This window comes from Massilia sp. BAP21 (assembly GCF_057801335.1).
Window position 1 is genome coordinate 678,864 of sequence record NZ_CM173596.1, and the last position, 22,744, is coordinate 701,607.

The window sequence follows — 22,744 nt, forward strand, 5'->3', positions numbered from 1 at the left end:
AATCACTAATTTTGTCTATACAGATCAATACAAAATTGACGTATTTACATTCTCCGTGTTTCATTGCTGATAGCCGAGGTCGCTCTGCGACGCGAGGTACCACGATTACCGACACGGGAGTTTTGTTCATGTTAAAAGAAAAAGTATTAACGCAATCCGTACGCTTGATCTGTTCCGCCGGCGCCCTGGGCGCCACCCTGCTGTCCCTTCCCGCCCACTCGCAAACTGCGCAGGACACCGCCGAGCAGCCGATGCAACGCGTCGTCGTCACCGGCTCGGCCATCAAGCGCATCGACGCCGAAACCGTGGTGCCGGTCACCGTGGTACGGATGGAAGACCTCAGGAAGCAAGGCATCAACACCGTCGAGCAGGTGATGTCGAACCTGGCCCCGGTCCAGGCCTCGCAGGGCACCAGCCAGGTGGTCGGCCTGAGCACCGGCGGCGCCTCGTTCGCCGACATGCGCGGCATCGGCGCCAACAAGACCCTGGTCCTGCTGAACGGCCGCCGCCTGGCGAACAACGCCTTCGACAGCTCGGCGCCCGACCTGAACATGATCCCGTTCGCCGCGCTCGAGCGCGTCGAAGTGCTGCGCGACGGCGCTTCCTCGCTGTACGGCTCCGACGCGGTCGGCGGCGTGATCAACTTCATCACCCGCAAGGACTTCACCGGCGGCACCGTGACCCTGGGCTACGACAAGCCGGAAGAATCGGGTGGCATCGCCAAGAACGCCAACGTCGGCTTCGGCTACGGCGACCTCGACACCGACGGCTTCAACGTCTTCGCGATCGGCGACTTCCAGAAGCAGAACAACATCAACGGCCTGCAGCGTCCGTTCAACACGCGCTACCCCGGCGGCCTGTCGCCGACCACCAGCCCGGCCAACTACTTCCAGGACGGCGACAGCTTCAACCCGGCCGCGCCGGACTGCACCTCGGCGCCGAACCTGATTCCGGGCGATACCGGCACCGACTGCTACATGACAACCTCGAGCTTCGTCGACTACATTCCGAAGAGCGAGCGCGCCAGCGGCCTGTTCAAGGGCACCCTGAAGCTGCCGCAGAACCACGAGCTGGGCCTGGAATACCTGGTCAGCCGCAGCAAGGTCGCCAGCCTGATCGCGCCGGTGCCCTACGGCGGCCTGTACATGAACCGCCTGCGCCCGAACGGCAGCCTGAATCCTTTCTTCCCGGGTAACCCGGGCGCCGTGCCGGCCGGCTTCGCAATCGACCCGACCTTTGTCGACCCGCTGTTCGCCACCACCGGCCTGCCCGCCGGCGTCCAGCCCGGTTACCTGAACGTCAAGTGGCGCGACCTGCCGAACGGCTCGCGCGGCGACCAGAACACCAACCGCCAGCACCGCTTCGTCGCTTCGCTGTCCGGCGCCGTGGCTGGCTGGGACTACACGGCGGCCCTGAGCTATAACCAGAACAAGGTCACCGAAAACCTGGTGGGCTACAGCGACGGCGGCATCATCTCGCAGGGCGTCCTGAACGGCATCATCAATCCCTTCGGCGAGCAGACCGCGGAAGGCATGACGCTAATCGAAAGCGCGGCCCTGAACGGCACCATCCAGACCGCGAAAGGCACCACCAAGACCCTGGACTTCAGCGCCAGCCGCGAGTTCGGCGACTGGGTCGGCGTCGGCAAGAACGCGGCGCTGGCAATCGGCGGCCAGGCCAGCCGCGAGAAGTTCCTGAACCGCGCGAATACCGAGTATGCGGAAAAAGTCGTGGCCAGTACCGGCATCGACCCGAACCTGCTGAACCAGGGTTCGCGCTCGGTGTACGCCCTGTTCGCCGAACTGAACGTGCCGATCCTGAGCACCCTGGACGTGACCGCCGCCGTGCGCTACGACAAGTACAGCGACTTCGGCAACACCACGAATCCGAAGTTCGGCTTCCGCTTCCAGCCCTCGCAGACGGTGCTGGTGCGCGGCTCCTACTCGACCGGCTTCCGCGCCCCGTCGCTGTACGAGATCAACGCTGCCCAGACCTACACCAACACCTCGCAGCATGACGACCCGATCAACTGCCCGGGCGGCGTCGTCATTCCTGGCAAGACGCGCGCCACCAGCTGCGCCCAGCAGTTCCAGGCCCTGTTCGGCGGCAACCAGAACCTCGATCCGGAAGAATCGAAGAACCTGACCCTGGGTGTGGTGTTCGAGCCGATCAACAACCTGACCCTGGGCCTGGACTTCTACCGCATCGAACTGGAAAAACAGATCGGCTCGCTGAACGAGAACGAAGTCTTCGACGATCCGGTCAAGTATGCGGCCCTGTACCGCCGCAACGGTGCCGGCAACCTGTCGACCGACGGCTCGCAGTGCCCGAACCCGGCCACCTGCGGCTACGTCGACCTGCGTACCCAGAACCTCGGTGGCCTGAAGACCGACGGCATCGACCTGAGCGCGGCCTACCGCATGCGCACCGCCGGCTACGGCAACTTCAACTTCGCGATGAACACCACCTGGGTCCACAAGTACGACTACCAGAACTCGGAAGGCGGCGAATGGATCAAGAACGTCGGCGTGTTCTCGGGCGTGGGTCCGGTGTTCCGCTGGCAGAACTCGGCCCAGCTGAACTGGAACCTGGGCGAATTCGGCGCCGGCCTCTCGGCCCGCTACAAGACGGGCTACGTGGATGAAGATCCGGAAAACCGCGTGCCGTCGTACACGACCCTGGACACCTATGTGTCCTGGACCCAGAAGCAGGGCTTTGGCCTGACCCTGGGCGTGCGCAACCTGGCCGACCGCGAACCGCCGCTGAGCTTCCAGCAGCAGACCTTCCAGGCCGGCTACGATCCGCGGTATACCGACGCCGTGGGCCGCACCTTCTACGTGCGCGGCACGTATACGTTCTAACTGCGCCTTCTAACTGCGCCTTCTAAGCGAGGTACAGGCAACAAAAAACCCGTGCGGCTCGCGCCGCACGGGTTTTTTTTACGCCGAACGCCGGATTACTTGGCGTTCATCAGCGCGACGGTGGTGTCGAGCATGCGGTTCGAGAAGCCCCACTCGTTGTCGTACCACGACGACACCTTCACCAGGCGGCCCGAGACCTTGGTCAGGGTCGAATCGAAGTTCGACGATGCCGGGTTGTGGTTGAAGTCGACCGAGACCAGCGGTTCGGTCTGGTAGGTCAGCACGCCGTTCAGTGCGCCTTCCGAGGCCGCCTTCATGATCTGGTTCACTTCATCGACCGTGGTGTCGCGCTTGCCGATGAAGGTCAGGTCGACGATCGACACGTTGATGGTCGGCACGCGGATCGCGAAGCCGTCCAGCTTGCCGTTCAGCTCAGGCAGCACCAGGCCGACCGCGGCGGCGGCGCCGGTCTTGGTCGGGATCATCGACTGGGTGGCCGAACGGGCGCGGCGCAGGTCTTCGTGCATCACATCGGTCAGCACCTGGTCATTGGTGTAGGCGTGGACGGTGGTCATCAGGCCGGTTTCCAGGCCGATGGCTTCGTTCAGCGGCTTGACCAGCGGGGCCAGGCAGTTGGTGGTGCAGGATGCGTTCGAGATCACGGTGTCGGTCGACTTCAGCACGTCCTGGTTCACGCCATAGACGATGGTGGCGTCGACGTCCTTGCCGCCCGGGGCCGAGATGATGACTTTCTTGGCGCCGCCCTTCAGGTGGGCCGAAGCCTTTTCCTTGGTGGTGAAGAAGCCGGTGCACTCGAGCACCACGTCCACGCCCAGCTCGCCCCATGGGATTTCGGCAGGGTTGCGCTGTGCGAACACGCGGATCGGATCGCCATTCACGATCATGTTGTCGCCTTCGACCGTCACGGTGCCCGGGAACTTGCCGTGGGCGGTGTCGTAGCGGGTCAGGTGGGCGTTCGACTCGGCATTGCCGAGGTCGTTGATCGCCACGATCTGGATGTCTTGTTTCTTGCCGCCTTCGTAGAAGGCACGCAGGATGTTGCGGCCGATACGGCCATAACCATTGATTGCAACTTTGATCGTCATGCTTTGCTCCTGATTAGAAAAAAACTTTTTTCATATGGCACATGCTGCACATGCTGAATCTGGAAAAAGGGCTGCCAAAAGGCAGCCCCTGCTGAAACTGATTAGCCTGCGATGACCGCTTTGGCCTTCGCCACGACGTTCTCGACGGTGAAGCCGAAGTGCTTGAACAGCACCGGCGCCGGCGCCGATTCGCCGAAGGTGTCGATACCGACGACCGCGCCTTCCAGGCCGACATACTTGTACCAGAAATCGGTCACGCCGGCTTCGATGGCGACACGCGGCACGCCACGGGTCAGCACGCTTGCCTTGTAGGCGGCGTCCTGGCGCTCGAACACGTCGGTCGACGGCATCGAGACCACGCGGGCGGCAACGCCCTCGCCTGCCAGCGCGTCGGCGGCCTTCATCGCCAGTTCGACTTCGGAACCGGTGGCGATCAGGATCACCTTGGCGTCGGCGGCGTCGCGCAGCACGTAGCCGCCCTTGGCGATGTTTGCCACGGTGGCGGCGTCGCGCTCCATGAACGGCAGGTTCTGGCGCGAGAAGATCAGGGTCGACGGGCCATCCTTGCGCTGGACTGCTGCGCCCCAGGCGACCTGCGATTCGGTCGTGTCGCAAGGACGCCAGTTGTCCAGGTTCGGGATCAGGCGCAGCGACGAGACGTGCTCGATCGACTGGTGGGTCGGGCCGTCTTCGCCCAGGCCGATCGAGTCGTGGGTGAACACGAACAGCGAGCGGATCTTCATCAGCGCAGCCATGCGCAGGGCATTGCGGCTGTAGTCCGAGAAGGTCAGGAAGGTCGCGCCGAACGGGATGAAGCCGCCGTGCAGGGCGACGCCATTCTGGATCGCGGCCATGCCGAACTCGCGCACGCCGTAGTTGATGTGGTTGCCCGGGATGCCCGAGCGCACGGCGACCGACTCCTTCCAGTTGGTCAGGTTCGAGCCGGTCAGGTCGGCCGAGCCGCCCAGGAATTCCGGCAGGGTCGCGGCCAGGGCCTGGATCGCGTTCTGCGAAGCCTTGCGGGTGGCGATGGTTTCCTTCTTCTCGATGCAGGCGGCGATCGCGGCGTCCAGCACCTCGTTGAAGTTGGCTGGCAGCTCACTCTTCATGCGGCGCTCGAACTCGGCGGCCAGCTGCGGGTGGGCGGCGCGGTATTCGGCGAACTTGGCGTTCCATTCGGCTTCGAAGGCGGCGCCGCGTTCCTTGGCGTCCCAGGCTTCGTAGATTTCGCCAGGAATGTCGAACGGAATCGGGTCCCACAGCAGGTGCTGGCGCACGGCCGCGATTTCCTTGTCGCCCAGCGGGGCGCCGTGGACTTTATCGCCGCCTTCCAGGTTCGGGGCGCCCTTGCCGATGATGGTCTTGCAGCAGATCAGGGTCGGACGGTCCGATTCCTTGGCCTGCGCGATCGCTTCCGAGATGGCGGCGACGCTGTGGCCGTCGATCTGGCCGATGACGTTCCAGCCGTAGGCTTCGAAGCGCTTGCGGGTGTCGTCGGTGAACCAGCCTTCGACGCGGCCGTCGATCGAGATGCCGTTGTCGTCGTACAGCCAGATCAGCTTGTTCAGGCGCAGGGTGCCGGCCAGCGAGGCCACTTCGTGCGAGATGCCTTCCATCAGGCAGCCGTCGCCCAGGAAGGCATAGGTGTAGTGGTCCACCACGTCGTAGCCCGGACGGTTGAATTCATAGCCCAGCAGCCATTCGGCCAGCGCCATGCCGACCGAGTTGGCGATGCCCTGGCCCAGCGGGCCGGTGGTGGTTTCCACGCCCGGCGTGATGCCGACTTCCGGGTGGCCGGCGGTCTTCGAGTGCAGCTGGCGGAAGTCGCGCAGGTCGTCCATGCTCAGGTCGTAGCCGGCCAGGTGCAGCATCGCGTAGTGCAGCATCGAACCGTGGCCGTTCGACAACAGGAAGCGGTCGCGGTTGAACCAGCCCGGATTGGCCGGGTTGTGGCGGTAGTGCTTGTCCCACAGCGCAACGCCGATTTCCGCCATGCCCATCGGCATGCCAGGGTGGCCGGAATTCGCTTTTTGAACAGCGTCCATCGCCAGCGCGCGGATCGCGTTGGCCATCAGGGTGGTGGTTTGCGTAGATTTCATGGAGTGCGTGAGTCTGGATTGGGAAGCGGAGGGCCTGCGGCGGGCCGTAGCCCGTTATTTTACCAGAGCCCACCTCTGCCGAATTAAAATGCAGGTTTTGCCGCTCATATAGTTTTAACAGGAACCGCATGCCCCGCTTCTATTGCCCCCAGCCGCTCGCCGCCGGCGCCACCGTCGACCTGCCCGAATCCGTCGCCCACCACCTGCACGTGGTGCGCCTGCAGCCGGGCGCGGCGCTGACCCTGTTCGACGGCCGCGGCGGCCAGTACCGGGCTACCCTGCTGGAAACCGGCAAGAAGCGGGCGAGCGCAACCGTGGACGCCTTTGACGCCATCGACGTCGAACTGCCCTACGCCGTGACCCTGGCCCAGGGTTTGCCCGAGGGCGCGAAGATGGACTGGATCGTCGAAAAGGCGGTCGAGCTGGGCGTGGCCGCGGTGCAGCCGCTGGCGGCCCAGCGCAGCGTGGTGCGCCTGTCGGGCGACCGGCTCGACAAGCGCCAGGCCCACTGGCAGGGCGTGATCGAGTCGGCTTCCGAGCAGAGCGGACGCAACCGGCTGGCGCAGCTGCTGCCGCTGGCGGAATTCCGGCGCTGGATCGACACGCCGGCCGCCGGCACGCAGCCGCCGCAGCCCCGTATCCTTCTCAGTCCGCGCGGCACCGAGTCGCTGGCAGGCTGGGCGCAGGCGAACCCGGCGCAGGCGCTGACCCTGCTGGTCGGCCCGGAAGGCGGTTTCTCGCCCGAGGAAGAAGATGCGGCGATGGCGGCCGGCGCCCTGCCCCTGACCATGGGCCCGCGCGTGCTGCGCACCGAAACGGCGGCATTGGCGGCAATGGCCATGCTGGCGGGGATCTGGGGCGGGATGTAGGTTTCGGCCTTGCAAATGAAAAAAAGCCCCGTGACTGGGACTGTCACGGGGCTTTGTGCTTCAAGCAGCGGCATGGCTGCCGCTGCGGTCCCTTCTATTAGAAGGTGTAGTTCACACCCAGGCTGTAGAAGCGGCCGACGGCACCAGCCTGGTGCAGCGACGCGTTGTACGAGGTCTGGGCGCCGGCGTTGCCGTAGGTGGCGACGTCATACGGCGGCTGCTTGTCGAACAGGTTCAGCACGGCTGCGCGCAGGGTCAGGTTCTCGCTCAGCTTGTACTGCAGGTTCAGGTTGGTCGTGGTGAACGACGGCACCTCGCACAGCCAGTCAGGCTGAGGCAGACCCTGGTAGTAGGTGCGGCCGCCGACATCGAAGCCGGTGCGCGAGCAGTCCAGGGCGTCGTGCGACGGGTCGACGGTCGAGAAGCCGCCGGTGTAGTTCACGGTTGCGGTCACGTCCAGCGGGCCGCGGGCGTAGCCGAGGGTGAACTGGGCGCGGTCTTTCGGGTTGCCGGTGGCGCCGCCGACCGACGATGGCCCCTGGGTGCCGGCCAGCTGGTAGCTGGTGCCCGCCACTGCGGTTTCATAGCCGAAGGTGTGAGCGACGCTCAGATTGGCCGTGATGGCGCCCATGTCGTTGGCCAGGCGCCAGCGGTAGCGCACGTCGGCCTCGACACCGTGGGTCTTGGTGCTGCCCGCGTTGATATAAGGCGACTCGCCATACAGGATCGGGCCGACCGATGGCGTGGCCAGCGTGGTGCCGGTGCCGCCGGTCGAGACCGTGGTAGGCACCGCGTCGCCACGTACCCAGTCAGGTACGTAGGTCGGATCGTTGCCGGCGCGGGTCACGATCAGGTTGTTGATCTTGATGTTGTAGTAGTCCAGGGTCATGTTCAGGCCGCGCAGCGGCTCGAAGATCAGGCCCAGGGTGTAGGACTTCGATTTTTCCGGCGACAGGTCCTGGTTGGTCGTCGTCTGGACGTACGGTGGCTGCTGGCCGCAGGCCGCGATGACGTTGCCGGCGGTGCTGGTCTGGCCATCCGGGCACAGGATCGGGTCATCGATCGCGTTGAACGTGAAGAAGGAACCGGCATTGCCGACTTCCGACGGATTCGGTGCACGGAAGCCGCGCGCGAAGGTGCCGCGCACGCCGAACTGCGCCGATGGCGTCCACTTGAAGTTGGCCGACGGCGTGAACGAATTGCCGTAGGTGTCGTAGTGGTCGTAACGGCCTGCGACGCCGACTTCGATGTTCTTGATCGGGTTCGCACGCAGCTCGACGAAGGCCGCACTGTTGGTTTCTTCGCCGATGGCAAAGGCCGAGGTGCTGGCCACGGCGCCGTTCTGGGTCAGGCTCGATGCCGGCGAATTCTGCTTCAGCTCGTGCCAGTGGACACCGGCTGCGATTGCGAGGGGACCGGCGCCCAGCTGCATCAGCTCGCGCGAGCCGTACATGTCGAAGTAATTCAGCTCGGTCGTCAGCGTGTTGCCGAAGGTCGGCGAGACTTCCTGGACCAGCGCCGGCGAGTTCCCGCCAAGGACGTTCCAGCGGCCGGAATTGATTGCGTTGTACAGGGCCGCGCGATTGATGTAGCCGCTGTATTCGGCATCGACCTTGACGCGGGTGGCGCCGGCAGCAGCGCTCACATCCCAGCCATAGGCGCTACCGGTCAGGTCCACGGAGAAGCGGGTGCTCTTCGAAGTGTTGTCGGTGGTGTTGGCCGGAGCGACGCCGGGGATATAGCCGTACAGCGAGGCGGCATTTCCGAAGGTATTCGTGAGGCCGGCGCCGACTGCCGCGCCAGGCGCGAAGCGGGTGCTGGCAATGCGGTTCACGCCGCCGGTCAGGACGCCGTTCACCAGCGTGGTGCTACCGGCAAAGTTATTCGGCGAATAAGCGGCAGAGACGCCACGGTTGTTGATGCTGTCGCGCTTGAACAGGGAACCCTTGAAGGCGATTTCCCAGTCTTCGTTCAGCTTCTTGGTCATGCCGACCAGGACGTTGATGTTCTGGGTCGCTGGCTGGATATTCGAGACTTCGTCGCGCACGGCGCAGCCGCCGGCACGGTAGAGTTCATAATTGCACTTCGGATCGAGGAAGCGGAAGTTGGCCGGATTGGTCGCGCCGCCTGCGCCCGACGGGTTATACAGGAAAGGGCTGCTGGTAGCGGTCAGGCCGCCGTTCAGGTTGGTCGGCACACCCAGGGTCAGGTTATTGCCGCCGCGCGGACGCCAGTCACGGTTGGCCCAGCCGTACTGGTCGCGGTCGGCGACTTTGATCGCCTTCTGGTCGCGCCATTCGGCGGTAATGAAGGCGTTGTAGCCGTCCTGGTCGAGGTCGCCGATACCGGTGCTGATCGAGCCGCGCTTGGTCGCGCCGCCGCCGTGCTGGGTATCGCCGACTTCGGCGCTCAGGCGGGTGCCCTTGAAGTTTTTCTTGAGTTTGATGTTGATGACGCCGGCGATCGCGTCGGAGCCGTACAGGGACGAGGCGCCGCCCTTGAAGACTTCGATGTTCTCGATGGCGTCGAACGGGATCGAGGAAACGTCGACGAAGGAGCGCTGGGCGTCGTCCGACAGCGGGTACGGCGCCATGCGGTGGCCGTCGATCAGCACCAGGGTGGCGCCGACGGTCAGGCCGCGCAGCGAGATGCCGGTTGCGCCGTTGGCGAAGGCGCCGGCAAAGCCGGTGCCCAGGGTACCGGCGCCGTTCGAGGCCAGGTCGGTCAGCAGTTCGGCGACCGAGGTCTTGCCGCTCTTCTGGATGTCGGCCGCGGTCAGCACCTGCACCGGGGTCGGGGTCTCGGTGTCGGCACGGCTGATCAGCGAGCCGGTGACCACCACGCGTTGGATGGGCTGGCCTTCAGCCGGGGCCTGCTGGGCCATGGCCGGGCTCATGCCTGCCAGGGCGCCGGTAGCGGCCAGGGCCGAAATTGCGTACGGCAGCGACTTCAACTTGAACGTCATGAATACTTCTCCTTCTGGGCTTTTCTCGAGGTTGTTTATTATTGGCAACCGTACTGGTGTACGGCTTGCATGTCTCTTTCAAACCACCGCGCCGGAGCGCGTTTCCTACCCTGACGCAAAAAGCGTCATGTTTTTCTCAGGATGCTGCGGTATTACATTGACTGCGTTGCGACGATAGATGGCCGCTTTTGGGTGAATCATTTTTTCATGCTTGCCGGGTTAGGACGAGCACCCTCCATAAACGCATTTAAGGTAATAAAAACGTCGTTGGTATTTATACATAGAACCATGTGAAATATCCGGATGTCAACGAAACGCATGAAGCAAAATGTGTAAAAACAACACATTTGCAAAAACGGTCTACTTACTCCGGTGTAACTACAACGGTGCGCCAGATTTACCGAAAATGTGCCTACGGTTTTCAAGCGTTTCTTGGCCTTGTGGCGTGGAAATAACTAAGACGGCAGGATCCTCGCCCGGAGCCTGATCCGCCGCCCCGGCTGAAGTAAAATAGCGGATTGATTTGACCGCCCCCGCTGGCGCCCTACGCGAAACCTATGCTGCGAATTAACGAACTCAAGCTTCCCCTCGACCACCCCGACCACGCCCTGCGCGACGCCATCCTGGCCCGCCTCGGCATCCAGACCGCCGACCTGGTCGATTTCACCGTCTTCAAACGCAGCTACGACGCGCGCAAGAAGGCCGCCATCGTGCTGATCTACGCCATCGACGTCGAGGTGAAGAACGAAGCGGCGGTGCTGCAGCGCCTGCAGAAAGACCAGTACATCGTGCCGTCGCCGGACACCGGCTACAAGTTCGTCGACGCTCCGCGTCCGCCCGCCGGCACGCCGCGCCCGGTGGTGGTCGGCACCGGCCCCTGCGGCCTGTTCGTGGCCCTGATCCTGGCCCAGATGGGCCTCAATCCCCTGGTGCTGGAACGCGGGAAGATCGTGCGCGAACGCACCGTCGACACCTTCGGTTTCTGGCGCAAGCGCAAGCTCAACACCGAGTCGAACGTGCAGTTCGGCGAAGGCGGCGCCGGCACCTTCTCGGACGGTAAACTGTATAGCCAGATCAAGGACCCCAAGCATTACGGCCGCAAGGTGCTCACCGAATTCGTGAAGTCCGGTGCACCGGAAGAGATCATGTATGTGAGTAAACCGCACATCGGCACCTTCCGCCTGGTGAAGATGGTCGAGCAGATGCGCGCGGAAATTTTGTCGCTGGGCGGCGAGATCCGCTTCCAGACCAAGGTGGAAGACGTGGTCATCAGCGAAGAGAACGGCGTGCGCCAGGTGCGCGGCGTGGTGCTGGCTTCGGGCGAGCACATCGCCACCAACCACCTGGTGATGGCGGTCGGCCACAGCGCGCGCGACACCTTCGAGATGCTGTATAACCGCGGCGTGTACGTGGAAGCGAAGCCGTTCTCGATCGGCTTCCGCGTCGAGCACCCGCAATCGCTGATCGACGTCTGCCGCTTCGGTCCGAACGCCGGCAACAAGATTTTGGGTGCGGCCGACTACAAGATCGTGCACCACGCCTCGAACGGACGCTCGGTGTACAGCTTCTGCATGTGCCCGGGCGGCACGGTGGTGGCGGCGTCCTCGGAAGAAGGCCGCGTGGTCACCAACGGCATGAGCCAGTACTCGCGCAACGAACGCAATGCCAACAGCGCCATCGTGGTCGGCATCACGCCGGAAGACTATCCGGGTCACCCGCTGGCGGGCATCGCCTTCCAGCGCGAGCTGGAATCGCGCGCCTATGTGCTGGGCGGCGGCAACTACGATGCGCCGGGCCAGCTGATGGGCGACTTCGTCAAGGGTATCCCGTCCAAGGAATTCGGTTCGGTGATCCCCTCGTTCCGCCCGGCCGTGCACCTGACCGACCTGGCGCCTTCGCTGCCGGAATACGCGATCACGGCGCTGCGCGAAGCCTTCGTCGCCTTCGACAAGCAAATCAAGGGCTACTACAAGCACGACGCGGTGCTGACCGGCGTCGAGACCCGCACTTCCTCGCCGATCCGCATCAAGCGCCGCGACGACGACCTGCAAAGCCTGAACACGCGCGGCCTGTTCCCGGCCGGTGAGGGCGCGGGCTACGCCGGCGGCATCATGTCGGCGGCCGTGGACGGCATCCGCGTGGCCGAAGCCGTGGCGCTGGCGATGGGCATGCCCGTCCCTGCCTTGCAGGACTGAGCGCCTTGCAAGCCGCCACGCCAGCACGGACCGGCAGCGCCGTTGCGCCGCTGCTGGCCGTGGCCGGCTCCATCATCTCGGTGAACTTCGGGGCGGCCTATGCCAAGGGCCTGTTCCCGCTGGTCGGTAGCGCCGGCGTGACCGCCGTGCGCGTGGGCCTGGCGGCGATCCTGCTGCTGGCTTTCTGGCGGCCCTGGCGTGCGCCGCTGGCACGGCGCGACATCGCGAACGTCGTGGTGTATGGCCTGATGCTGGGCTTCATGAACCTCCTCATCTACGCTGCCTTTGCGCGCATCCCGATCGGGATTGCGATCGCCATCGAGGTGATCGGGCCGCTGGCGGTGGTGGTGCTGTCGTCGCGCCACCTGCGCGACTTTGCCTGGGTTGCCTGCGCGGCCGGCGGGCTGTACCTGCTGGCGCCGACGACGGCGAACGCCACCGCGCTCGATCCGGTCGGCGTGGCCGCCGCGCTCGGCGCCGCCTTCTGCTGGGCGATGTACATCGTGTTCGGCAAGCGCGTGTCGACCCTGAAAGGTGGGCATGTCGTGTCGTGGGGCATGCTGGTGGCGGCCATCTGCACGGTGCCGGTGGGGCTGGCCCAGGCCGGCAGCGCCCTGTTCGCGCCGCAGATCCTGCTCGGCGGCCTGGTGGTGGCGGTCTTGTCGAGCATCCTGCCCTACTCGCTCGAGATGCTGGCCCTGTCGCGCCTGCCGCGCCGGGTGTTCGGCATCCTGGTCAGCGCCGGGCCGGCGGTGGGTGCGCTGGCCGGCTTCTTCGTGCTGGGCGAGGTGCTGACCGCCGTGCAGTGGGCGGCGATCGGGCTGATCGTGGTGGCGACCGGCGGCAGTGCCGCGACTGCCGGCCGCAATTAAAGCCAGCCAGCCTTTTTGAACCTGCGGTACATGTAGTAGCTCACGGCCACCATCACCACGATGGCCGCCGGATACCCATATTTCCACTTCAGCTCGGGCATGAATTCGAAGTTCATGCCCCAGATGCCGGCAAAGGCCGTGAACACGGCAAAGATGGCGGCGTAGGCGGCCAGCTGCTTGTTGATCTCGTTCTCGTCGATGGCGACCATCGACAGCGTGACCTGGATCGCGGTGGCGATGGTGTCGCGGATGGTGTCCAGGCGGCCGGCGATGCGCAGCAGGTGGTCGTGGATGTCGCGGAAATAATCCTGGGCCTCGAAGGCCACCTGCGGCACGCGGCCGCCGTGCAGGCGCCCGACCGCGTCGAGCAGCGGCATCACCGCATGGCGCAGCACCAGGGTGTTGCGCTTCAAATCGTACAGGCGCTCGATGTTGTCGCGCTGGGCGCCCTTGCCGCCAAAGATGCGGTCCTCGATCGATTCGAGGTCGGATTCAAGTTTGTCGATGATGGGAAAGTAGCGGTCGACCACGGCGTCCATCAGCGCGTACAGCACGAAGCCGGAACCTTTTTTCAGCAGGTGCGGTTCGCGTTCGGCGCGGGCGCGCACGCCAAGGAAACCCTGGGCCGAGTCGCGCCGCACCGACAGCACGTAGTTGGGGCCGACGAAAATCGCCACCTCGCCCGAGCACAGTTCCTCGTGGTCGAGGTAGACCGTGCGCACGACCACGAATAGCGAATCGCCGTATTCCTCGAGCTTGGGGCGCTGGTGGCCGCGCGAGGCGTCTTCCACGGCCAGTTCGTGCAGGCCGAACTCGTGCTGCATGACGGCCAGTTCGGCAGGGTCGGGATCGCGCAGGGCGACCCAGACGAAGCAATCGGGTTGTTTCAGGTACTCGCTGATATCCTCGACCGGGATATCGGACAGTTTCTTGCCTTCCTGGTAGGCGACGCAGTTGATCAGCATGTATGTGGACGGTGAAGCGGAATGCCGTAGCTTACACCGCCGATGAGCGTGATGGGGCCGCGGCGTGGATCGTACGGTGGGCACGCCGTGCCCACGCGGAACGGCGCGTCATGTTGGCGGGTTTGAAGCTGCGGGACATGCATTGAGATGCAGCGTGCAAGAGCATGCCGCAACATCCAAACATGGCCAACACCGTATCGCTTTTCGCGTGGGCACGGGGTGCCCACCGTACGGTCCAGGCCGCAGGCCTCACTTGAAGACGCAGGCCTGCTTACGCCGCGACTACTCCTCCCGCGCCCCGTCTATCCCCAGCTCGACGATCTTGCGCGTGATCGTATTCCTCCCTATCCCCAGCCGCATCGCCGCATCGTTCTTGCGCCCGTGCGTGTGCTTCAGCGCGGTCTTGATCAGCGCCGATTCGAACTGCTTGCCGAGCGTGTCCATCACCTCGAACTGGCCGGCACTGAGCATGCTCGCGGCCTGCAGTTCCAGCAGCCCGATCCAGCCGTCCGGCGACGGCGGGGTCGCCAGCGCGGCGGGCGCCGGCATGCCGCCTTCCACGTACGCCGGCTGGACGGCGGCAACCGCCCCCTGCCCGCCCTGGGTCAAATCGCGCGGCAAGTCCTTGATCTCGACCGTCTGCCCCGGGGCCATCACCGTGATCCAGTTGCACAAATTTTCCAGCTGGCGCACGTTGCCCGGCAATTCCAGGCCGGACAGGAAACGCATCGCGCTGTCGCTCATGCGCTTCGGTTCGACGCCCAATTGGTGTGCGCTCTGCACCAAAAAGTGGCGCGCAAGCAAGGGAATATCTTCGCGCCGCTCGCGCAGGCTCGGCAGGCGCAGGCGGATCACGTTCAGGCGGTGGAACAAGTCTTCGCGGAACAGGCCGTCGCGCACGCGCTGTTCCAGGTTCTGGTGGGTGGCCGCGATCACGCGCACGTTCGCCTTCACCGGCTGGTGCCCGCCGACGCGGTAGAAGTGGCCGTCCGACAGCACGCGCAGCAGGCGCGTCTGCAAATCGAATGGCATGTCCCCGATCTCGTCGAGGAACAGGGTGCCGTTCTCGGCCTGCTCGAAGCGCCCGCGCCGCATGGCCTGGGCGCCGGTAAAGGCGCCGCGCTCGTGGCCGAAGAGTTCGGATTCCAGCAGGTCCTTCGGGATCGCCGCCGTGTTCAGCGCAATGAAGGGCTGCTGGGCCCGCGGGCTGTGCTTGTGCAGGGCGCTGGCGACCAGCTCCTTGCCGGTGCCGGATTCGCCGGTGATCAGCACCGTGACGTTCGACTGCGACAGGCGACCGATGGCGCGGAACACTTCCTGCATGGCCGGCGCCAGGCCGAGGATCTCGGGCGTTTCGGCAGGCGGCGCCTCGACGCTGGCTTCGCGCAGGCTTTCTTCCAGCGCGCGGCGGATCAGGGCGACGGCCTTGTCGATGTCGAAGGGCTTGGCCAGGTAATCGAAGGCGCCGCCCTGGAAGGAAGCGACGGCCGAATCGAGGTCGGAAAAGGCGGTGATGATGATGACCGGCAGGCCGGGATGGCGTTCCTTGACGGCCTGCAGCAGGTCGATGCCCGATTCGCCGGGCATGCGGATGTCCGACACCAGCACCTGCGGCGTATCGTGTTCGAAGGCGGCCATCGCATCGCGGGCGTTGGCGAAGCTGCGCGTTTCGAGATTTTCGCGCGCCAGGGCTTTTTCCAGCACCCAGCGGATCGATGCGTCGTCGTCGACAATCCAGATTGGTTTCATGTAGTTCGTGGCTTTCCGCAATGTGGATTCATAAGCGACCGCGGCGTCCCGCCACGACTGCCTCATTTACCCAACTAAGGCAGCGGCAGCAGGATCCTGAAATCCGTCAGTCCTGGCCGGCTTTCGCACTCGATCATCCCCTGGTGCTGTTGCACGAAGGTCTGCGCCAGTGTCAGCCCGAGGCCGCTGCCGCCCTCCCGTCCCGACACCAGCGGGTAGAAGATCCGGTCGCGGATCTCGGGTGCGATACCCGGTCCATTGTCGATGATATGCAAATCTAATGCCAGGCCGTAGCGGACCTTGGCCAGGGTCACCTGGCGCGCCACGCGGGTGCGCAAAACGATCTCGGCGTCGCCCGCCGCAATCCGGTTTGCCAGGGCCTGCGCGGCATTGTGGACGATGTTCAGCACCGCCTGGATCAGCTGTTCCTTGTCGCCCCTGAACTCGGGAATCGAGGCGTCGTAGTCGCGCCGGATGGTGAGGCCGTTCGGGAATTCGGCCAGCACCAGCGAACGCACGCGCTCGCAGACTTCATGGATGTTCACGTCGCCCACGATGTGCGGCTTGCGGTGCGGCGCCAGCAGGCGGTCGACCAGGGTTTGCAGGCGGTCGGCTTCCTTGATGATCACCTGCGTGTATTCCTTCAGCTCGCCGAGGTGCAGCGGTGGCAGCTCCAGCTCCAGCAATTGCGCGGCGCCGCGGATGCCGCCCAGCGGGTTCTTGATCTCGTGCGCCAGGTTGCGGATCAGTTCCTTGTTGGCCTGGCTCTGGTCGAGGAAGCGCTCCTCGCGGTCGAGCTTGAGTTGCTGCACGTTCTCGCGCAGCTCGATCAGCACTTCGCCGTTGTCGAGCGCGCTGGCGATGCTGTGCACGTGCAGGGTTTCGCGCCCCGGGCGTTCCAAAGCCAGGTCCTGGCGCAGATCGCTGTATTGGTGGGCGCGGGTCTGGTCGCACAGGGCCGCCAGTTCGTCGCCGTTGGTGAACAGGCTGGCCACGGTCTGGCGCGACAGCCATTTCAGCGAAGCGTCGAGCATGTTCTCGGCGGCCGGATTGGCATAGCGCACGCGGTCGTCGGGGTCGACCAGCAGCACGCTCGAGGCCAGCAGTTCGAGACCGGCAAAGCGGGCAGCTTGCGGCGGTGCTTCGTGGTCGCTCATCGGATGTTGCCGATTTCGCGGCGCAGGGCTTCGATGTTGCGCTCGGTGCGGCCGATGTCTTCGCGCATCTGGCCGACGCGTTCCTGGTACTTGGCGTAGTTGCGCTCGTTGCCGTTGCGCGGCGGTTCGCCGTTGTTGAATTCGCGGCGCTGCTCGGCCAGCTTCTGCTCTTCGGCGCGCAGTTCCTCGTTCAGGATTTCGCGGCGGTCGTTGTCGCGGGCGCGCTGCTGGCTTGTGTCGACGCGCGGGAAGTCGGACGGGCTCGGGGCAGCGGCTGCCGCATTCCCGGTCGGGCTGTTCGTGCGTGCGGCCGGCGCAGGCGCCGGCACAGCGGCGCGCGCCGGCGGCGCCGGAATATAGCCGGGCAGGTCCAGCACCTTGCAGCCCTTTTTATTCGTGTCGGTGAATTCGACCCGCCCCTGCGCATCGGTGCACTTGTAGACCTGGGTCTGCGCCTGGGCCGCGCCCGTCATCGTCAATCCGGCTGCCAGCGCCAGTTTCAGGCCGCGGCAGGTCACACTGGTTGTCATTCGCATCGTCAGAGAAAGCACGCGGGGCGCGCAAGGTGAAAGTCCAGCCGAATATACCGCATCAGAATGACAAACGCGGGGAAAGCCATCGGCTCGCCCCGCGTCCTTTACATTCGCTTACGGTTTTGATGCCGTAGCGCAACAGCCAGCTTGCAGACGAATTACGACGAGTAGTACATGTCGAATTCGATCGGGTGCGGCGTCATGCGCATGCGCTGCACTTCAGCCATCTTCAGTTCCAGGTAGGCGTCGATCATGCCGTCGCTGAACACGCCGCCGCGGGTCAGGAACTCGCGGTCCTTGTCCAGGGCTTCCAGGGCTTCTTCCAGCGAAGCGCACACCGTCGGGATCAGCTTGTCTTCTTCCGGCGGCAGGTGGTACAGGTCTTTCGTTGCCGCTTCGCCCGGGTGGATCTTGTTCTGGATACCGTCCAGGCCGGCCATCAACAGCGCGGCGAAGCACAGGTAGACGTTGGCCAGCGGGTCCGGGAAGCGCACCTCGATGCGGCGGCCTTTCGGGTTCGCCACGTGCGGGATGCGGATCGAGGCCGAGCGGTTGCGGGCCGAGTAGGCCAGCTTGACCGGGGCTTCGTAGCCTGGCACCAGGCGCTTGTACGAGTTGGTGCCCGGATTCGTGATCGCGTTCAGGGCCTTGGCGTGCTTGATGATGCCGCCGATGTAGTACAGGGCCGTTTCCGACAGGCCGGCATAGCCGTCGCCGGCGAACAGGTTCTTGCCGTCTTTCCAGATCGACTGGTGCACGTGCATGCCCGAGCCGTTATCGCCGTTCATCGGCTTCGGCATGAAGGTGGCGGTCTTGCCGTAGCTGTGGGCCACGTTCCAGATCACGTACTTCATGTTCTGGGTCCAGTCGGCGCGCTCGACCAGGGTCGAGAAGCGGGTGCCGATTTCGTTCTGGCCGGCGCCGGCCACTTCGTGGTGGTGCACTTCGACCGGGATGCCGAGCGATTCGAGGATCAGGCACATTTCCGAGCGCATGTCCTGGAAGCTGTCGACCGGCGGGACCGGGAAGTAGCCGCCCTTGACGGTCGGACGGTGGCCGCTGTTGCCGCCTTCGAAGTCCTTGTCGGTCGACCAGGATGCTTCTTCCGAGGCGATCTGCACCGAGCTGCCCGACATGTCGCTCTTCCAGCGGACCGAGTCGAAGATGAAGAATTCCGGTTCCGGGCCGAAGAAGGCGGTGTCGCCCACGCCCGAGGACTTCAGGTAGGCTTCGGCGCGCTTGGCGATCGAGCGCGGGTCGCGGTCGTAGCCCTTGCCGTCCGACGGTTCGATCACGTCGCACTGCATGAACAGAGTGGTCTCTTCCATGAACGGGTCGAGGTTCGCGGTGTTCGGGTCCGGCATCAGGAGCATGTCCGACGCCTCGATGCCCTTCCAGCCGGCGATCGACGAACCGTCGAAGGCGTGGCCGGATTCAAACTTGTCCAGGTCGAAGTGCGATACGGGAACGGTGACGTGCTGCTCCTTGCCGCGGGTATCCGCAAAGCGGAAATCCACGAACTTGACTTCGTTGTCCTTCACCATCTGCATCACATCTGCGGCGGTCTTTGCCATGCGTTTCTCCTGAATGAAAAGGGGTGGTGCCGACAGGCGGCGGGGTCGTGATCCTGTGCGACCGGTCCAGCCAACGTGCGACATACTCAAGCGAAACATATGCAGGAACCATGCCAGCAGTCCGTCATGAACAAATGCGCAATCGTTCTTTGGAAACCCGTGCGTTTAACCATAAAATCTTCGGTGTCAGCGTACAACGCCATGATGCACCCGATGCCGGCGATTGCACCATGATAGTGCATCATGAGTTGACCGCACCGTTTTGATGCGTGACGCACTGTTTTGGCCGCGATGCGGCACGATGCGGCAAGCTTGCGCTGCACTGGTGCGCACCACTTTAATTGAGGAAACACGATGAGCAAGACCGAAACGATTCTCGATGCTGCCCGCCAGCGCGCCAATGGCCAGCCGTATGCCGGCGCCGTCACGCCACAGGAAGCGTTCGAGCTGCTGCAGGGCGATCCGAAAGTCAAGATCGTCGACGTGCGCACCAATGCCGAGCGCGACTGGGTCGGCCGCGTTGCGGTGCCTGAAAGCCAACACGTGGCGGTGCAGTGGGCGACCTGGCCGGGCGGCCAGCCAAATCCCGCCTTTGGCGAGCAGCTGGAAAGCGTGGCCGGCAAGGACGAGGTGCTGCTGTTCCTGTGCCGCTCGGGCGTGCGTTCGCGCCACAGCGCGCGCGTGGCAACCGAACTGGGGTACGCGAACTCCTTCGACATCCTGGAAGGCTTCGAGGGCGACCGCGACCAGGAAGGTCACCGCAAGACGGTCGGTGGCTGGTGCAAGGCCGGGTTGCCCTGGGTGGGCGCGTGAGCCAGACCGCGCACGACAGGCTGCATGCAGCCAGGTCGATGACGCTCGAAGGCCGCCATGAGGAAGCCTTGCGCGAACTCATCTGGTTCCACGAGCACGCGCTGGAGGAGGAACCCTCGCTGTACGGCGTACGGAACTCATACGGGTTGTTCTACTGGATGGACCTGGCGCAGGTGTATCCGCCGGCCCGCGCCGCCCTCGAGACGCAGCGCGACCGGCATGCCAGCGCCCTGCTTGACGGCGGCGGTGGCAGGCAGGCATTCGGCGACCTCGCCGCGATCAACGAGCGCCTGGACTGCGCGGCGCACACCTATGGGGTGTTTTGCGAGCTGCTGGCGCGCGATCCCGACACCGCGCAAGCCTGCAGCAGTCGGGCGATGGAGGCGATCATCGCGGCCGGCGACTTCGCGCTGGCCGGACGCTTCCTGCCCGATCCGGAGCGTGTCGTGCGCAGGGCGAGCACGCTCCTGAACTGGGATGTCGTAAACCGCCGCGTGCGTCCTTTTACCATCGCGCCGCGCATCAAGGCCGGCATCTACAACTACGCCGACGAGGTGAAGCAGGTCCTGACGGTGCTGGAAGGCTGCGGGCGCCACGAGGAAGCACGGCGTATCGCGCAGCTTGCCACCGACCTGATCCCGGCCACCACGATCCGCCGTGCGGTGCGCGCCGCCCTGCTCCCCGGCGCCCGGCCCTGGTATGAGCGCAGCGCGCTGTCCTTGCGGACCATCGGCAGGAAGGAAAAGCTGCGTCATCGACGCCAGTTGGCGAAAGCGGCCCGCGCCGCCTGATCGCATAGGGTGGACGGCTCCACCCGGCTTCATGCCATCACCTGCCGTGTGCGCCGTCCACGCGTTCAAGGGCTGGGTGAGACAGCGCGGCGGTGCCAACTGTGTTGAACGCGTGGACGGCGTCCAGGCCGCCGGCAAACCGGCGTCCAGGGTAGAGCCGTCCACCCTACGACGCGAGATCAGTTCGCCGGCATCACCATCAGCTGCAAGCCCGAGGCCGCATCGGGCTGGTGGTACACGCGCTGGGTCGCCTTCACGAAGTCTTCCGGCTTCGCAGTCGGAATGCGGGTAAAGGTCTGCGGGTTCAGGTCGACCAGCGGGAACCACGAACTCTGCACCTGCACCATGATGCGGTGACCGCGGCGGAAGGTGTGGTTCACCTGGCCGAGTTCATAGCTGACCGCTTCCACCCTGTTCGGCACCAGCGCTTCCGGCTTTTCGAAGCTGTTGCGGAACTTGGCGCGCAAAGGATTGCCGCGCACCAGCTGCTGGTAGCCGCCCATCGCCAGCGGCGGCGCACCCACGTCGCTGCCACGGCGCTCGGCTTCCGGCTGCGGATAATCGGCCGGATACACGTCGATCAGCTTGACCACCCAGTCGGCATCGGTCCCGGTGGTCGAGACGAACAGCTTCGGCACCACCGGGCCGGCGATCGTCACATCTTCTTCCAGCACCTCGCTCTGGTACACCAGCACGTCGGGCCGCTTGGCGGCGAAGCGCTGGTCCGAGACCATGTATTCGCGCGGCACGCCGGTAGCCGGATAGCCGATGAAGGGGACCGGCTTCTTCGGGTCGGCCACGTATTCGTCGTAGCCGGCACCGTAGTTGGCTTTACCTTCAACAGGCGACTTCCAGTCCAGCTTGCCGCCCGCGCCGAAGTACAGCGTGCGAGGCTTGGCCTGCACCGGCGGCCAGGCCGCGTACTGGCGCCAGACGTTCGAGCCGGTCTCGAAAGCCGTCACTTCGGCAATCGCACGCGCCGGCTTCACGCCGCGCAGGTGCTGCTCAAAGAACGGGAATTGCAGGTGCTTGCGGAAGTATTCGCTCGTCTTGCTGTCGAAGTTCACATGGCCCAGGCGCGCGCCGTCGCCGCGCGCCCAGCCGCCATGCACCCAGGGCCCGATCACCAGGCTGTTGCTGGCGTTCGGATTGTGCTTCTTGATGGCGCCATAGATCGAGAAAGGCCCCTGCGGATCCTCGGCGTCGAACCAGCCGCCCACCGTTAGCACCGCCGCCTTGACGTTCTTCATGTGCGGCGTGATCGCGCGCGTTTGCCAGAAGGCGTCGTAGCTGTCGTGCTCGATGTTCGGCATGAAGTAGGTGCGCTGCGCCGGGCTCATGGCGGCGGCGATGTTCGCCAGCGTCAGGCGCTGCAGGAAGAAGTCGTAGCCGTCAGTCGTGCCGTAGTCGAATTCGGTGCGCGCCTTGGGCGGCGGCGCCGGGTTCGGCGCTTCGGTGAAGGAGGCATAGAAATCGAAGTTCGCGGCCAGCATGAAGGCGCCGCCGTGGTAGGAATCGTCGCCCATGTACAGGTCGGCAATCGGCGCCTGCGGCGAGGCGGCCTTGATCGCCGGGTGCGAATCGATGATGCTGGCCGCCGTGTAGAAGCCCGGATAGCTGATGCCGTAGATGCCCACCTTGCCGTTGTTGTTCGGGACGTGCTTCAGCAGCCAGGCCACGGTGTCGTGCATGTCCTCGCTCTCGACGCCCTCGCCCGGCACACGCTTGCTGTTGGCATGCGGCGTCATCTCCTGCCACTTCCCTTCCGACATGTAGCGTCCGCGCACGTCCTGCTTGACGAAGATGTAGCCGGCTTCCTCGAACTCGCGCGAGGGGCCGATCGCTTCCGGCATCCAGTCGACGCCGTAGCGCAGCTCGCCCTGAGCATTCACGCCGGCGCTGTAGGGCGTGCGCTGCATCAGGAAGGGGGAGCGTTGCGAGGCGTCCTTCGGCACGTAGACGACCGTGAACAGCTTCACGCCATCGCGCATGGGGATGCGGTATTCGTACTTGGTGTAGCTGTCCTTGATGCTGCGCCTGGCGGCGGGGGCGTCGGCGTCGCCGGCGGCGTGGACTGGAGCGATTGCGCCGGCGCCGAAGGCCAGCATCAGGCTGATGGAGAGGACGGACAGCGGACGGCGAAACATGGTGACCTTTGCGGATGAACGAAGCCCGCCAGTGTAATCGGATTCGCC

Annotated in this window: 15 protein-coding genes; 6 read left to right on the forward strand and 9 right to left on the reverse strand. The window is 64.8% G+C overall.

Annotated elements, in window-relative coordinates; all coding sequences use genetic code 11:
* The first annotated feature begins 164 nt into the window (after nt 1–164).
* Complete coding sequence (locus ACWYRN_RS02925; RefSeq protein ID WP_488691049.1) at nt 165–2,861, forward strand: TonB-dependent receptor; 2,697 nt, start codon at nt 165–167, stop codon at nt 2,859–2,861.
* A gap of 95 nt (nt 2,862–2,956) precedes the next feature.
* Here the strand turns inward: ACWYRN_RS02925 and gap are convergent, their stop codons facing one another.
* The gene (gene gap / locus ACWYRN_RS02930; RefSeq protein WP_488691050.1) at nt 2,957–3,967 is read right to left on the reverse strand and encodes a type I glyceraldehyde-3-phosphate dehydrogenase; all 1,011 of its coding nucleotides are present in this window, start codon (nt 3,965–3,967) and stop codon (nt 2,957–2,959) included.
* Between the two features lie 101 nt (nt 3,968–4,068).
* On the reverse strand, nt 4,069–6,066 hold the full coding sequence (gene tkt / locus ACWYRN_RS02935) for a transketolase (RefSeq protein WP_488691051.1): 1,998 nt from the start codon (nt 6,064–6,066) through the stop codon (nt 4,069–4,071).
* A 128-nt stretch (nt 6,067–6,194) separates the two neighbouring features.
* On the opposite strand from tkt, the gene ACWYRN_RS02940 reads away from it, so the two are divergent.
* Nucleotides 6,195–6,935, forward strand: a complete 741-nt coding sequence (locus ACWYRN_RS02940; protein ID WP_488691052.1) for a 16S rRNA (uracil(1498)-N(3))-methyltransferase — start codon at nt 6,195–6,197, stop codon at nt 6,933–6,935.
* A 97-nt stretch (nt 6,936–7,032) separates the two neighbouring features.
* Here the strand turns inward: ACWYRN_RS02940 and ACWYRN_RS02945 are convergent, their stop codons facing one another.
* On the reverse strand, nt 7,033–9,900 hold the full coding sequence (locus ACWYRN_RS02945; protein WP_488691053.1) for a TonB-dependent receptor: 2,868 nt from the start codon (nt 9,898–9,900) through the stop codon (nt 7,033–7,035).
* A 557-nt stretch (nt 9,901–10,457) separates the two neighbouring features.
* On the opposite strand from ACWYRN_RS02945, the gene ACWYRN_RS02950 reads away from it, so the two are divergent.
* Together ACWYRN_RS02950 and ACWYRN_RS02955 are read left to right on the forward strand one after the other, a co-directional pair.
* Nucleotides 10,458–12,095 carry an NAD(P)/FAD-dependent oxidoreductase gene (locus ACWYRN_RS02950; protein ID WP_488691054.1) on the forward strand — a complete coding sequence of 546 codons (1,638 nt, stop codon included), beginning with the start codon at nt 10,458–10,460 and terminating at the stop codon, nt 12,093–12,095.
* Nucleotides 12,096–12,100: 5 nt separating this feature from the next.
* Nucleotides 12,101–12,967, forward strand: coding sequence for an EamA family transporter (locus ACWYRN_RS02955; RefSeq protein WP_488691055.1), 867 nt, complete (start codon nt 12,101–12,103; stop codon nt 12,965–12,967).
* Here ACWYRN_RS02955 and corA read toward each other — a convergent pair.
* The 5 genes from corA to glnA form a co-directional block, all read right to left on the reverse strand.
* Entirely contained in the window at nt 12,964–13,932 is a 969-nt protein-coding gene (gene corA / locus ACWYRN_RS02960) for a magnesium/cobalt transporter CorA (protein ID WP_488691056.1), read from the reverse strand. The two genes, ACWYRN_RS02955 and corA, sit on opposite strands and share 4 nt — an antisense overlap.
* Before the next feature lie 282 nt (nt 13,933–14,214).
* Nucleotides 14,215–15,681, reverse strand: a complete 1,467-nt coding sequence (gene ntrC, locus ACWYRN_RS02965; protein ID WP_229437842.1) for a nitrogen regulation protein NR(I) — start codon at nt 15,679–15,681, stop codon at nt 14,215–14,217.
* A 74-nt stretch (nt 15,682–15,755) separates the two neighbouring features.
* On the reverse strand, nt 15,756–16,838 hold the full coding sequence (gene glnL, locus ACWYRN_RS02970; RefSeq protein WP_488691057.1) for a nitrogen regulation protein NR(II): 1,083 nt from the start codon (nt 16,836–16,838) through the stop codon (nt 15,756–15,758).
* Nucleotides 16,835–17,368 (reverse strand): DUF4124 domain-containing protein, encoded by a 534-nt coding sequence (locus ACWYRN_RS02975; protein ID WP_488691058.1) that lies wholly within the window; start codon nt 17,366–17,368, stop codon nt 16,835–16,837. Before ACWYRN_RS02975 ends, glnL begins: the two co-directional genes overlap by 4 nt.
* A 161-nt stretch (nt 17,369–17,529) precedes the next feature.
* Nucleotides 17,530–18,945: a type I glutamate--ammonia ligase gene (gene glnA, locus ACWYRN_RS02980; RefSeq protein ID WP_488691059.1), complete on the reverse strand. Its 1,416-nt coding sequence runs from the start codon at nt 18,943–18,945 to the stop codon at nt 17,530–17,532.
* Between the two features lie 354 nt (nt 18,946–19,299).
* Here glnA and ACWYRN_RS02985 point away from each other — a divergent pair, with 354 nt between their 5' ends.
* Both ACWYRN_RS02985 and ACWYRN_RS02990 read left to right on the forward strand, forming a co-directional pair.
* Nucleotides 19,300–19,758 (forward strand): rhodanese-like domain-containing protein, encoded by a 459-nt coding sequence (locus tag ACWYRN_RS02985; protein WP_488691060.1) that lies wholly within the window; start codon nt 19,300–19,302, stop codon nt 19,756–19,758.
* Entirely contained in the window at nt 19,725–20,549 is an 825-nt protein-coding gene (locus tag ACWYRN_RS02990) for a hypothetical protein (protein ID WP_488691061.1), read from the forward strand. The genes ACWYRN_RS02985 and ACWYRN_RS02990 overlap by 34 nt, the downstream gene beginning before the upstream one ends.
* Nucleotides 20,550–20,728: 179 nt before the next feature.
* Here the strand turns inward: ACWYRN_RS02990 and ACWYRN_RS02995 are convergent, their stop codons facing one another.
* Entirely contained in the window at nt 20,729–22,696 is a 1,968-nt protein-coding gene (locus ACWYRN_RS02995; protein WP_488691062.1) for a CocE/NonD family hydrolase, read from the reverse strand.
* Nucleotides 22,697–22,744: the final 48 nt, after the last annotated feature.

Bases quoted from the DNA above. Each gene is read 5' to 3' on its own strand.
- ACWYRN_RS02995 (WP_488691062.1), bottom strand. From the start codon at position 22,696: ATGTTTCGCCGTCCGCTGTCCGTCCTCTCCATCAGCCTGATGCTGGCC.
- glnA (WP_488691059.1), bottom strand. From the start codon at position 18,945: ATGGCAAAGACCGCCGCAGATGTGATGCAGATGGTGAAGGACAACGAA.
- ACWYRN_RS02950 (WP_488691054.1), top strand. From the start codon at position 10,458: ATGCTGCGAATTAACGAACTCAAGCTTCCCCTCGACCACCCCGACCAC.
- corA (WP_488691056.1), bottom strand. From the start codon at position 13,932: ATGCTGATCAACTGCGTCGCCTACCAGGAAGGCAAGAAACTGTCCGAT.
- gap (WP_488691050.1), bottom strand. From the start codon at position 3,967: ATGACGATCAAAGTTGCAATCAATGGTTATGGCCGTATCGGCCGCAAC.
- glnL (WP_488691057.1), bottom strand. From the start codon at position 16,838: ATGAGCGACCACGAAGCACCGCCGCAAGCTGCCCGCTTTGCCGGTCTC.
- ACWYRN_RS02985 (WP_488691060.1), top strand. From the start codon at position 19,300: ATGAGCAAGACCGAAACGATTCTCGATGCTGCCCGCCAGCGCGCCAAT.
- tkt (WP_488691051.1), bottom strand. From the start codon at position 6,066: ATGAAATCTACGCAAACCACCACCCTGATGGCCAACGCGATCCGCGCG.
- ACWYRN_RS02945 (WP_488691053.1), bottom strand. From the start codon at position 9,900: ATGACGTTCAAGTTGAAGTCGCTGCCGTACGCAATTTCGGCCCTGGCC.
- ntrC (WP_229437842.1), bottom strand. From the start codon at position 15,681: ATGAAACCAATCTGGATTGTCGACGACGACGCATCGATCCGCTGGGTG.
- ACWYRN_RS02940 (WP_488691052.1), top strand. From the start codon at position 6,195: ATGCCCCGCTTCTATTGCCCCCAGCCGCTCGCCGCCGGCGCCACCGTC.
- ACWYRN_RS02975 (WP_488691058.1), bottom strand. From the start codon at position 17,368: ATGACAACCAGTGTGACCTGCCGCGGCCTGAAACTGGCGCTGGCAGCC.